The sequence below is a fragment of the Rhodococcus sp. DK176 genome (assembly GCF_038447315.2).
Lineage (GTDB): Bacteria > Actinomycetota > Actinomycetes > Mycobacteriales > Mycobacteriaceae > Rhodococcus_F > Rhodococcus_F jostii_A.
The window spans coordinates 2,636,741-2,649,046 of the sequence record NZ_CP118321.2; the positions used below are offsets into that span (position 1 = coordinate 2,636,741).

Annotated in this window: 12 protein-coding genes; 4 read left to right on the forward strand and 8 right to left on the reverse strand. The window is 67.8% G+C overall.

Annotated elements, in window-relative coordinates; genetic code table 11:
• Positions 1–11: 11 nt before the first annotated feature.
• Entirely contained in the window at positions 12–1,091 is a 1,080-nt protein-coding gene (locus PSR88_RS12455; RefSeq protein WP_016882576.1) for a PQQ-dependent sugar dehydrogenase, read from the reverse strand.
• A gap of 363 nt (positions 1,092–1,454) precedes the next feature.
• Here PSR88_RS12455 and PSR88_RS12460 point away from each other — a divergent pair, with 363 nt between their 5' ends.
• Positions 1,455–2,279, forward strand: a complete 825-nt coding sequence (locus PSR88_RS12460) for an arylamine N-acetyltransferase family protein (protein ID WP_016882575.1) — start codon at positions 1,455–1,457, stop codon at positions 2,277–2,279.
• Positions 2,280–2,324: 45 nt separating this feature from the next.
• On the forward strand, positions 2,325–3,104 hold the full coding sequence (locus tag PSR88_RS12465) for an IclR family transcriptional regulator C-terminal domain-containing protein (RefSeq protein WP_011595201.1): 780 nt from the start codon (positions 2,325–2,327) through the stop codon (positions 3,102–3,104).
• A gap of 4 nt (positions 3,105–3,108) precedes the next feature.
• Here the strand turns inward: PSR88_RS12465 and PSR88_RS12470 are convergent, their stop codons facing one another.
• Both PSR88_RS12470 and shiA read right to left on the reverse strand, forming a co-directional pair.
• On the reverse strand, positions 3,109–3,228 hold the full coding sequence (locus PSR88_RS12470) for a hypothetical protein (RefSeq protein ID WP_009475158.1): 120 nt from the start codon (positions 3,226–3,228) through the stop codon (positions 3,109–3,111).
• Positions 3,229–3,264: 36 nt separating this feature from the next.
• The gene (gene shiA / locus PSR88_RS12475; protein WP_016882573.1) at positions 3,265–4,623 is read right to left on the reverse strand and encodes a shikimate transporter; all 1,359 of its coding nucleotides are present in this window, start codon (positions 4,621–4,623) and stop codon (positions 3,265–3,267) included.
• Positions 4,624–4,880: 257 nt separating this feature from the next.
• On the opposite strand from shiA, the gene PSR88_RS12480 reads away from it, so the two are divergent.
• The gene (locus PSR88_RS12480; protein ID WP_016882572.1) at positions 4,881–6,296 is read left to right on the forward strand and encodes an amino acid permease; all 1,416 of its coding nucleotides are present in this window, start codon (positions 4,881–4,883) and stop codon (positions 6,294–6,296) included.
• Positions 6,297–6,409: 113 nt separating this feature from the next.
• On the forward strand, positions 6,410–7,387 hold the full coding sequence (locus PSR88_RS12485; RefSeq protein ID WP_016882571.1) for a Gfo/Idh/MocA family protein: 978 nt from the start codon (positions 6,410–6,412) through the stop codon (positions 7,385–7,387).
• 10 nt (positions 7,388–7,397) lie between these two features.
• Here the strand turns inward: PSR88_RS12485 and PSR88_RS12490 are convergent, their stop codons facing one another.
• The 5 genes from PSR88_RS12490 to PSR88_RS12510 form a co-directional block, all read right to left on the reverse strand.
• Positions 7,398–8,933, reverse strand: coding sequence for a phospholipase C (locus tag PSR88_RS12490; RefSeq protein WP_009475162.1), 1,536 nt, complete (start codon positions 8,931–8,933; stop codon positions 7,398–7,400).
• Positions 8,934–8,989: 56 nt separating this feature from the next.
• Positions 8,990–9,856 carry a TauD/TfdA dioxygenase family protein gene (locus PSR88_RS12495; protein ID WP_009475163.1) on the reverse strand — a complete coding sequence of 289 codons (867 nt, stop codon included), beginning with the start codon at positions 9,854–9,856 and terminating at the stop codon, positions 8,990–8,992.
• A gap of 270 nt (positions 9,857–10,126) precedes the next feature.
• Positions 10,127–10,888, reverse strand: coding sequence for an SDR family NAD(P)-dependent oxidoreductase (locus tag PSR88_RS12500; protein WP_011595206.1), 762 nt, complete (start codon positions 10,886–10,888; stop codon positions 10,127–10,129).
• Positions 10,888–11,370: a nuclear transport factor 2 family protein gene (locus PSR88_RS12505; RefSeq protein WP_016882570.1), complete on the reverse strand. Its 483-nt coding sequence runs from the start codon at positions 11,368–11,370 to the stop codon at positions 10,888–10,890. The genes PSR88_RS12500 and PSR88_RS12505 overlap by 1 nt, the downstream gene beginning before the upstream one ends.
• 104 nt (positions 11,371–11,474) lie before the next feature.
• Complete coding sequence (locus PSR88_RS12510) at positions 11,475–12,305, reverse strand: mycofactocin-coupled SDR family oxidoreductase (protein ID WP_016882569.1); 831 nt, start codon at positions 12,303–12,305, stop codon at positions 11,475–11,477.
• Between the last annotated feature and the right edge of the window lies 1 nt (position 12,306).

Sequence of the window (12,306 nt, forward strand, 5' to 3'; positions counted from 1 at the left end):
TTAACAAGTACTCACGGGCGGAGCATGAGGATGCGGTCGTCGCCCTCCCCCGGATCGCCGCGCCCGTCACGGTTGCTGGTGCTGAACCAGACGGCACCGTCCGGTGTCGCGACGACGGTGCGCAGTCGCCCGTACTCGCCTTCGAGCAGCGACTGCGGTTCGCCGAGCGAGCCGTCACCGGCCACGGGGATCCGCCACAGGCGTTCGCCGCGCAGCGCCGCGACCCACAGCGCGCCGTCCTGGAACGCGAGCCCGGACGGGGACGCCTCGCCGGTGGACCATTGGACCACCGGATCGACGAAGCCCGCGTCGCCCGACCGCCCCTCGACCTCCGGCCATCCGTAGTTGCCGCCGGGTTCGATGAGGTTCACCTCGTCCCAGGTGTTCGCCCCGAATTCGGTGGCCCACAGCCGGCCGGCGTCGTCCCACGCGAGGCCCTGCACGTTGCGGTGCCCGAGCGACCACACGGGTGATCCGGGGGTGGGGTTGTCGGCCGGGATCGACCCGTCGGGGTTGATCCGCAGGATCTTGCCGCCGAGTGAGGACGGGTCCTGGGCGCGTGGCCGGTCGCCGGCTTCACCGGTGGCGACGTACAGCTTGCCGTCCGGACCGAACGCGATCCGCCCGCCGTCGTGGATGGATCCGGCGGGGATGCCCGTCAGGATCGGGGCCGGCTCGCCGAGGCTGCGACCGTCGAAGCGCAGGGCGACCACCCGGTTGTCGTCGCCGGTGGTCAGGTACGCGTAGATCGTCTGGTCCGTTGCGTAGGCCGGTGAGACGGCCAGGCCCAGCAGTCCCGATTCGCCCCGCGCCGCCACACCGGGCACCTCGCCGATCACGGTGGTGTCGCCGTTCGCCTGCAGGTGCCGGATCGCGCCGCTGTCCCGTTCCGCGATCAGCGCCGTCCCGTCCGGCAGGAGCGCGATCCCCCACGGCACGTCGAGGTCGGCGGCGATCACCGTGGGCTCGGTGCCTGCCGGCGCGGCGACGGCGGTGGTCGTCGACGGCTGCGCGGAACTCCCCTCGGACTGGCAAGCCGCACACGTGACGACCACCAGCAACGCCGTAGCCCAGAAAAGTCGCCGCCCCATGGGTGTCCTCCCGTCACGTGACCGCACCCTGTCCATCCTCCCCCAAGCGAGTGGCAAAGTATCCTCGACCACGTATCGCCACTCACGTGAGGAGGTGACGGCGGGTGATCCTTCCGCAGAAGATCGCGCAGGGGGTCCGGGGCCGCCTCCGTCGCCGACAACCCCGGCCGCCGCGCACCCGATCTCGCCGCAAGCCTCGGCCGCGAGACGGAGCCGTTCAAGCGGGACGTCCGGAAGCTGAAGAACCTGGGGCTGACGCACAGCCTCGACGTCGGGTACCGGATTCGCCGCGCGGCGTCGCCTACCTCGCGGCAACACCCGACGGCCCCTGATCGGTCATTCGCCGCACTTACACTGTGCTCCATGGCCACTGCGGGCGATCTGAATCTGGAGCGGTACTTCGACCGGATCGGGTACGACGGCGACCGATCCGCGTCGACGGCGACGCTGAACGAGCTTGCCGCACATCACGCCCGCTCGATCCCGTTCGAGAACCTCGACCCGTTCCTCGGCACACCGAACCGGCTCGATCTACCGTCACTGCAACAGAAATTGGTCGAATCACGAAGAGGCGGTTACTGCTTCGAGCAGAATCTCCTGCTGCGGGCCGTCCTGCTCGACCTCGGATTCGACGTCACGCCGCTCGCCGCGCGGGTTCTGTGGGGATCTCCGATCGATGCGATCACTCCGCGCTCGCACATGCTGTTGCTCGTCGACGTCGCCGGCGAGCGGCGGCTCATCGACGTCGGGTTCGGCGGCATGACCCTCAACACCACGCTGCGCCTCGAACTGGACACCGTGCAGGACACTCCGCTGGAACCGTTCCGCCTGGTCGACATCGATGGCGACTACGCGATGCAGGCACTCGTCGGTGACGAGTGGCGGACCATCTACCGGTTCGACCTCACCAGGCAGTTCCCCGTCGACTACGAGGCCCCCAACTGGTACCTGTCGACCTGGCCCGGATCGCATTTCGTGACCGGACTGATGGCGGCGCGAGCCACGGAAGACCGCCGCTACGCCCTGGTCGGTACGCGCCTGACGGTGCACCACCTCGGCGGGACGTCCGAGCGGCGCGAACTGGCGACCGTCGACGAACTGCGAGGCAGTCTCGAAACCGATTTCCTCATCGACACGAGCGGACTACCCTCACTGGACGCGGCGTTCAGCCGACTCCGGCACGCCTAGCCGCCCGGTAACATGACGGCGTGTGCGAAACAGGTGGCTGCTGAGGTGGCCGAGCAGCCGGCGTCGGGGGAACGGTATTTCCTCGAGTCCCTGGACCGTGGCCTGAGCGTTCTCGAATGCTTCGACGAGCAGCACCGGGAACGCACGCTGAGTGAGGTGGCGCAGGCTGTCGGGATCACCCGGTCCACGGCGCGCCGTATTCTGCTCACCCTGGTGGACAAGGGTTTCCTGCGTCTCGACGGACGCAACTTCTCGCTCACACCGCGGGTGCTGCGGTTCGGCTTCTCGTACCTTGCCGCGCTGCGACTGCCGCAGGTCGCCGACCCGCACATCGAGGCTCTCGCGAAGGAACTGGGCGAGACCATCTCCGTCACCATCCTCGACGGTCCCGACGTGGTGTACGTGGCACGGGTCCGCTCGCCGAGGATCATTCGTATTTCGATCACGGTGGGCATGCGGTTCCCCGCGTATGCGACGTCGACGGGGCGGGTTCTGCTGGCGGGACTTTCAGCCGACGCGCTCGACGACTACCTGAAGACCACCGAATTCCAGGCCTTCACACCGCACACGATCTCCGACGTCGACCAATTGCATGCCGAGGTCCGGAAGGTCGCCGAGGACGGCTGGTCGATGTCGGAGAACGAGCTCGAGATCGGCATTCGCGGCGCGGCCGTTCCCATCCGGGATCGGACGGGCGCCGTGGTCGCCGCCCTCAACTCCTCGCTGCAGGGCACCCAGTACACGCGGGACGACGTCGCGGTGTCGGTGGTGCCGAAACTCGTCGCGACCGCGGAGCGGATCGGTTCCGACCTGTCCCTCGGCTGATCGCTTACGCGGCGCGCCTGCTCTGCCGTTCGACGAGTTCCAGCACGTGCGCGTACATGCGCTCGAAATCCGGTGCGACACCGGTGAACAGCTGGAACGAGTCGGCCGCCTGGAAGACGTTCATGCCGGCTCCGCCGAGGGTGGGGGCACGCCGCCATGTTCAGTGCGCGTTCTCGAGCTTCGCGGGTGTGGCGGCGTCCGTCGTGTCGGCACTGGCATCGGGCTGCAGTCGCCACGCGATCAGGGCGCTGACGATGCAGCCGCCGGCGAGGTACACGGCCACGAGGTGCCAGGACCCGCCGCTGGCGGTGACGAGGGCGGCCGCGATGAACGGGGTGAAGCCGCCGCCGATCGCGCTGGCCACCTGGTACCCGACGCCCGCGCCGCTGTAGCGGTATTCGGCCCCGAACATTTCGGTGAACAGCGGCTGCTGCACGCTGACGACCATGTCGTGCGAGATGTTGACGAGGAGCACGGCGAGGATGACGGTGCCGATCATCGACCCGTTCTCGAGGAAGATGAAGAACGGGATCGCGCACAACGCGCCGATCAGGGCGCCGAGGATGTAGACGCGCCGCCGGCCGTGCTTGTCGGACAGCCACGCGAACAGCGGGATGGTGCCGATACCCACCGCACCGACGAGCAGACCGACGTTGAGCATGAAGTTGCGCTCCATCCCCAGTTCCTGAGTGGAGTAGCTCAACGCGAACGTGGTCACGATGTACATGGAGAACAGTTCGGCGAAACGCAGACCGATGATCTGGAGGAATGCCTTCGGGTGGTTGCGCAGTGCCTCGACCAGCGGAATCCGCTTCTTGTCCTGCGCGGTCTGCTCCTCCTCGACCTTCTCGACCTTTTCGACGAACTCGGGGCTCTCCTGCACGCCGGCGCGGATCCACAGACCGATACCGACCAGGACGACGCTGGCGACGAACGGAACCCGCCACCCCCACTGGCTGAACGCGTCCTCGGTGGTCAGGTTGCTCATGAGCATGACGAATCCGGTGGCGAGGATGAGCCCCACCGAGTAACCGACCTGCACTCCGCTGCTGTAGAACGCCTTCTTCTTCGGCGGCGCGCTCTCGACGGCCATCAGCGCGGCTCCACCCCACTCGCCGCCGACGGCGAAGCCCTGGACGGCGCGGAGGGTGACGAGCAGGACCGGTGCCCACCAGCCGATCGACCCGAACGACGGCAGCAGCCCGATCAGAGCGGTGCTCGTGCCCATGATCAGCACGGTCAGGATCAGCATCCGCTTGCGTCCGATGCGGTCGCCGTAGTGGCCGAACACGACGCCGCCGAGCGGCCGGAACAGGAACCCGACGCCGAACGTCGCGAACGCGGCGAGCGTGCCGATCGCCGGGCTGACGTTCGGGAAGAACTCCGAGTTGAAGACGAGTGCTGCGACCAGCCCGTAGAGCAGGAAGTCGTACCAGTCGATGACCGCGCCGACGAAACTGCTCAGCGCTGCTCTTCGCGCCTGCTTCTCGGCTGCCGGGGTGAAGGCGTGATCGCTCATTCCGATGTCCCGTCTACGTTGGTGCCGGACAAACCGCGTTCGCATACCGAACGAATGTCCGCTAGTTGAATAATGTGACGGTAGCCATAGCGTTTCCGCGTTGTCAAGAAGGCGCAGATGCGTGGTACTGCCGTTTCGTCTATCTCGGCGTCACGAATTTCACCGAATCGGCGGTTCCGGAGCCCCCGCCACTCGTACACACTTTTCCGAATCAGCGACGCACATCACACCCGGAGTAGCGCCGAAGGGATTTCTCCATGTCAGGAACCACCGATCCGCAGCTTCAGCACACGCTGAAGAAGCGGCACCTCTCGATGATCGCTATCGCGGGGGTGATCGGCGCAGGCCTCTTCGTGGGCTCCGGGGTCGCGATCCGCGAGACGGGCCCCGGCGTTCTCGTGGCCTACGCGCTCGCGGGCATCGTCGTCATCCTCGTGATGCGCATGCTCGGCGAGATGTCGACCGCCAACCCCGAGACGGGATCGTTCTCGGCGTACGCCGACCGCGCGATCGGCCGCTGGGCCGGCTTCAGCATCGGCTGGCTCTACGCCTGGTTCTGGATCATCGTCCTCGGCATCGAGGCGACGGCCGGTGCCGTCATCATGAACCGCTGGATCCCCGACGTCCCGCAGTGGAGTTGGGCACTGATCCTGATGGTGTTGCTGACGCTGACGAACATCGCGTCCGTGAAGTCGTTCGGCGAGTTCGAGTTCTGGTTCGCGTCGATCAAGGTCGCGGCCATCGTCATCTTCCTGGTGCTCGGCGTCCTCGCGATCTGCGGAGCCCTGCCCGGCGTCGAAGCGCCCGGACTCACCAACCTCACCGGCCACGGCGGGTTCTTCCCCAACGGGGCAGGTGCCGTGTTCGCGGCGGTCCTCGTGGTCGTGTTCTCGTTCTTCGGCGCCGAGATCGCCACCATCGCCGCCGGTGAATCCGCCAACCCCGTGGCGGCAGTGCGCAACGCCGTGCGTTCCGTCGTGTGGCGCATCCTCATCTTCTACATCGGCTCCATCGCCGTCGTCGTGACGCTGCTCCCCTGGGACGACGCCTCCGTCGCGCTGAGCCCGTACGTCGCCGTCATGGACTCGTTCGGCATCCCGGCGGCCGGCAACATCATGGACGTCGTCGTGCTCACGTCCGTGCTGTCCTGCCTGAACTCCGGCCTGTACACGGCGAGCCGCATGATCTTCTCGCTCTCCCGCCGCGGCGACGCCCCGGCCTCGTTGTCGAAGATCGGTTCGTCGGGTGTTCCCCGCCAGGCCGTCCTCGTCTCGACGGTCGTGGGGTTCCTGACCGTGGGTCTGAACTACCTGTACCCGGACACCGTGTTCCTGTTCCTCGTCAACTCCTCGGGCGCGATCGCCCTGTTCGTGTGGCTGGCGATCTCGGTGTCGCAGCTGCGCATGCGGCGCAGCCTCGAGGCGGAGGGCAAGGACCTGTCGCTGAAGATGTGGCTGTTCCCGTACCTGACGTGGTGCACCATCGCCGCCATCATCGCGCTCTGCGTCGGCATGCTGGTGCTGCCGGAGACCAGGAGCCAGATGTACGTCTCGATGGGACTCGCCGTGGTCGTGGTCGGAATCGGGATCTACCGTCAGCGCACTCGCGGGACCATCGACGAGACCCCGGATCCCTCGCCGTCCGGCGAAGAGGTCGACGCCCTCCGCCCCTGAGCTCGGATCCGCCGAACTGTTCGTATATCGAACAGTAGTGCGCTCTCGGAACTCGGCGTACAGTCCCGCCGAGGAAAGGCCGGACCCACCGGCCCGAGGAAGGACCGAAGCTCATGAGGTGGGCGATTCTCGGCGCGAGCAACATCGCTGCCACACGCGTGCTCCCCGCGTTGCGGGAGTGCGGGCAGACCGCAGCCGTCGTGCTCAGCGGCGACGCGGCACGCGCCGACGACTACCGGCGGACCCACGACATCGAGTCCGCCACCGGTGACCTGCGCGACGCGGTGGGCGGCGACGTCCAGGCGGCCTACATCTCCTCGACCAACGACAAGCACTTCGACCACGCCATGGCCGCGATCGACGCGGGTCTGCACGTGCTGTGCGAGAAGCCGCTCTCCTTCGACGTCACTCAGGCGCAGAAGATGGTCGACGCGGCCGCGGCCGCGGGGGTGGTCTTCGCGACGAACCATCATCTCCGCACTCATCCCGTTCATCGTGCAGCGCGAAAGTTGCTGGCGGAGGGTGCGATCGGCGACCTCCTGTCGGTGCGCGTCAGCAACGCCATCCTGCTCCGCCAGGCCCTGCGTGGGTGGCGCCTCGACGGCGTCGGCGGCGGGGTCGTCCTCGACCTCGCGGTGCACGACATCGACACGCTCCGCTTCGTCACCGGGATGGAACCGACCACGGTGACGGCGGTGGGCGTGTGCCAGGGACTCAGCGAGGGTCCGGCGGACGCCGTGATGACCAGCGGCGTGCTCGGCACGTCCACCCTGTTCTCGCTCCACGACGCGTACACGGTCCCGGGCGCCGTCACTGGATTCGAAATCCACGGAACATCGGGAACTCTCGTCGCAGGCGACTGCATGCGCCCCGATCCCACCGGAACGCTGCGGGTCGTCGCGGACGGTCAGGACACGACCGTCCCGCTCGAGATCGTCGACAACCTGTACGCACCGGGGATCCGGGCGTTCGTCGACGCCGTCCGCGGGGACGGTACGCCCGTGGCGACCGGACACGACGGACTGCGCTCGGTGACCGCGGCACTGGCCGTCCTGCAGTCGATCGACGAGGGCCGGGCGGTGCGCCTCTGAGGAGAGGCCGCTACATGATCAGCCCGCTGGGGCGACGCCGCAGCGGCGACTGTTCCTGCACGGGCATCGAATTCGGCGGGACGGGGTAGGGCGCACCGGCGTTGAGCGTCCCCGCGGCCACGTTCGGCCCGCACTGCGCGATCGCCGCCTGCAGGCGTGGCCCGGGGTCCGTCATCGCGGGAACGCCGGCGTTCGGTGCCGACGAGAAGTCGAACGCCGACGTCATGTCGCCGACGGCGCCGCGGCGCCACTCGGTGAGATTGGGGACGGGCACGCCGAACCGCTTCTCCAGCAACCGGAGCTGCGACGTGTGGTCGAACGTGTCGGACGCGACGAGGCCGCCGCGACTGTACGGCGAGATGATCAGCGACGGCACCCGGAATCCGAGGCCGATCGGTCCCGGATTGTTCTCGCTCTCCGACACGGTGTTCAACGGAACCGTCAGATATTCACCCGGGGTGCCCGGCGGCGGCGTGGGTGGAGTGACGTGGTCGAAGAAGCCGCCGTTCTCGTCGTAACTGATGATCAGCGCCGTCTTCTCCCAGATCGCCGGGTTCGACGTGAGGATGTCGAGCACCTCGACGATCCCGACCGCGCCCGCGGCCGGGGGCAGCGCCGGATGCTCGCACGTGAAGATGTTGGGCACGATCCAGGACACCGCGGGCAGGGTGCCGTTCGCGACGTCGGCCCGGAAGTCGTTCGGGTACGTCGGATCGAGACCGCGGCGAGCGAGTTCCGAATTCGGGTCGCTGTACTGCGTGAAGCAGCCGAGCATCCCGTCGAGCGCGACACTCGACACGGGGCCGAGGTCCTTGTTGGCGTACACCTTCCAGCTGACGCCCGCCTCCTGCAGGTTCTCCGGATAGGTGCGCCAGGAGTAGACGAACTTGGGGATCACCGTCGGCGTCTCGACCAGCGGCCCGCCGGCCAGCCCGTCCGGGTCGATCGTGCCCGTCATCCAGTACAGCCGGTTCGGGTCCGTCGGCCCGAGCACCGAGCAGAAGTAGTGGTCGCAGATCGTGAAGGCGTCGGCGAGGTCGTAGTGCACCGGGATGTCGGCGCGCGTGTAGTAGCCCATCGTCGCGGGACCGTTGAGCGGCCCCTCGTGCGCGATGTGCACCGGCATCCACCGGTCCATCGCGCCGCCGTTCCACGCGTCGTGCTGCGGACCCCACGAATGGGTGGGGTCGTTGATGCACTCGCCGTCGAGGTGCGTGCCCTGCGTGGTGTCGAGCCGGAACGGGTTGAGAAACCCGGTCGGGGTGGGCCCGGCACCCGGCGTCCAGCCGTACTGCTGCCACGCCGGTGACGGGTCGTCGAAGCCGCGCACCCCCGACAGCGTGCCGTAGTAGTGGTCGAACGAGCGGTTCTCCTGCATGAGGTAGACGAAGTGCTCGATGTCGTTCAGCGACCCGCTACCGCCCGGGTCCTGCGCGTAGGCGCGGTCGATCACCGGGCCCGCCCACGAGCTGAGGAAGGCGGCGCCACCGGCCGCCGCGGCGGAGGCGAGGAACTTGCGTCGTGAGATGTCCGATGCCGGGGTCACGGATCGTGACGGTAGTCGCTGCGGACGCCGCCCGCCCGGCGAATGCGCAGGTTGCTCTACTGCGGGCCGACGGGCACGTCACCTTCCAGCGTGATGCGGTGCATGACGCGGTGCTGGGTTCCGTAGTCGCGGTTGGCGTAGTGCGCGGTGCTGCGGTTGTCCCACAACACGAGGTCGCCGAGGCGCCAGCGGTGCCGCACGATGTGCTCGGGTTTGGTCAGGTGCGCGTAGAGGAAGTCGAGGATTCCCCGGCTCTCCGCCTCGGACACTCCGGCGATGTGGGACGTGAAGCCCGGGTTCACGAAGATTCCCTTGCGTCCCGTCTCCGGGTGAACCCGCACGACAGGATGCTCGACGGGCACGAGCGCGGTGACTTCCTCACCGTCCCAGACGTTTCCCTTGCCTCCACGCTTCTGCGCGAGGTAGTACCCGAACTCGCGGTTGCCGTCGTGCACCGCGGTCAGCTGATCGATCATCTGCCGGACCGGCAGCGACAGCGACTCGTACGCGAGTTGGCTGTCGGCCCAGTTGGTGTCGCCGCCGTGCGGCGGGAGGACGACGGGACGGAGGATCGACCCCAGCGGCGGCCGCTTCATGAACGTCACGTCCGTGTGCCACACGTCGGCGAAACCGTTGTCCTGGCTGTCGAGCGCGTACACCTCCTGCGCGACGTCGCCGCTGTCGTGGACGGGATGCCCCGCGGTCAGCCGGCCGAGACGGCGACCGAACTCGATGTGGCTCGCGTCGCCCAGTGACTGACCGCGCAGAACCAGCACCTTGTGTTCGGTCAACGCCGAACGGATCGCGGCCACCTCGTCGTCGGTGGCGGACGCGACGTCCAGGCCGATGATCTCGGCGCCGAAGTGGGGGCCGAACTTGTCGAGGGTCAGCGACGGTGTTCTGGTTTCGAATGCAGTGCTCATGATGTCTTTCCGCGAAGGTGATGGTGCCTGGAGACGGGCGTACCGGCCCGGACCTGCGAACGCGGAGAATGCGTGAGGAATGACCGGATGCCGGAGGCTACCGAGGAGTGGACAGCACGCGGTACGCGCGCCGGACCATCAGCAACAACAGATGTTGGCGCACGTACGGCACAGGTCGACGGTGAGGCGTCGCACCAGGTGAGTCGTATGCACGAAGCAATTCCTACCGGATGGGAGGGAAATGAGCAAGCTCGGGGCAATCGGCGGCGATCAGCTCCAGCGCGCCTGGCCGCCGTCGAGCGGGATGGTGGCACCGGACAGGTACCCGGCGTCGGGGCCCACGAGGAAGACGACGGCACGTCCGATGTCCTGCTCGCAATCACCGATCCGGCCGAGTGGGATCGACTTCACGAACTCGGCGGCCTCCTCGGGATTGTTTTCGGTCCACCATTTCAGGCCCGGGGACAGTGCGTGCGGTGCAATCGCGTTGACGCGGATTCCGTCGGGTCCCCATTCGCTGGCCGCGGTCCGGGTGAGCGAGCGCATCGCCTCCTTGGTGGCCGCGTAGAGCCCGTAGCCGCTGGTGTCCCACCGCACGGCCGAGGAGCTGACGAGGTTGATGATCGAACCGCCGCCACGGGCTTTGAGGTGCGGGTAGCACAGCTGCATGAGGAGCAGGGTGGCTACCGGGCCGACGGCCATGGCGCGGTCGAGAAGTTTCGGAGTGATGTCGAGGAGCGGTCCGAGTGCGCTCGCGTTGGCGTTGTTGACGAGGATGTCGATGCCACCGAATTCATCGACGACGCGGTCGACCATCGGGCCCAGCTGATCGCGTTTGCTGACGTCGCAGACGATCGGCTCGGCGACGCCGCCGAAGTCGGCGATGCCAGCGCATGTGTCGACGAGTTTCGCCTCCGTTCGCCCGACCACCGCGATCCGGGCGCCCTCCTTGGCCAGTGCGAACGCCATCCCGGCGCCGACTCCCTGACCGGCGCCGGTGATCAGTGCGACCTTGCCGTCCAGTGTCCCCATCACGAGTCTCCTTTGCCGGGTTCCGTATCGGCTGCCCACCGGTTGGACGTCAGCCGGAAGCTGGGAATGTCGGACAGCGACATCACCGCCTCGTAGGTGCGCTCGTATCCGGTGTGGGCGATCCGCCATCGGCCGTCCGGTCCGCGGACGTAGCAGTCGGAGTAGAACGCCGCCCCGCGCAGCACCATGTCGTGTTCCGGGATGAGCACGGTGTCGGAGAGGTACCAGTGTCCGGTCGCCGTGTCGCCGTCGACGTCGATCTCCGGGTGACCGCAGTGGTGTTCGGTGATGGTCTGCGGCCCCAGATTCGACTTCATGAATTCGACCAGCGCGTCCCGCGACTCGAACGCGAGATGCTCACCGTAGTTCGCCGTTGCGTCGGGAAGGAGCGTGTCGGCGAACTCGTCCCAGCATTTCGTGTCCAGGGCCCGCAGATACGCGTACTTGAGCCTGCTGATCGCGGCGACGGCCTCGAGATCCACGGAATTCACCCTTCGTCCGCCCCCAAAACTGACACCTGTTCTACCACGGATCGCCAGGTGTGGGGGCGGACTCGGGGATTACCGGCCGACGCTGCCCGAGGCGGTCATCGGCTGACGCTGCCGGCGTCGACCGGCAGGGCGACGGAAGTGATGTATCGCGACTCGTCCGAGGCCAGGAACAGCGCGGCGTTGGCCACGTCGACCGGCTCGATCCACGGAATCGGCAGCATGTTCATCGTCACGGCGGCCGCCGCGAACTCTTCACGGGTGGGGTGCTCGAGGTCGGGCCGGAACGCCCTCCGCACCATGTCGTTCTGGATCATGTCCGTGTCCACGTTCGTGGGATGCACACTGTTGACCCGCACCCGGTGCGGCGCGAGCTCCTTGGCCAGCGACCGCATCAGCCCCACCACCCCGTGCTTGGCCGCGGTGTAGTGGGCGACGCCGACGAGCCCGCGCAGACCCGCGATGGAACTCGTGAGGATCATCGCCCCGCCGCCCCGCTCGATCAGGTGTGGAGCCGCCGCCGTGCACGTGCGCCACACCCCCGTCAGATTGACGTCGAGCATCGTCTGCCACGTCTCGGAGTCGAGCTCCAGCGCGGCACCCGAGGACGTGATGCCCGCCGTGGCGCACACGAAGTCCAGCCCGCCCAGCTCGCCGGCTGCCGCGGTGACCGCCTCGGCGAGCGTCGTTCCGTCGCGCACGTCCACCTGCGCGGTCACGATCCGGCGACCGGTGTCCCGGACCAGTTTCGCGGTCTCCTCGAGATCCTCCGGACTCGCCGGTGGCGTCACCACCGTGCCGACCGGGCCGCACAGGTCGACGGCGACGACGTCCGCGCCCTCCTGTGCGAACCGCAACGCCTGCGCCCGGCCGATCCCGCGTGCGGCACCGGTGACCAGGACGACTCTTCCGTTCACTCGACCTGTCATC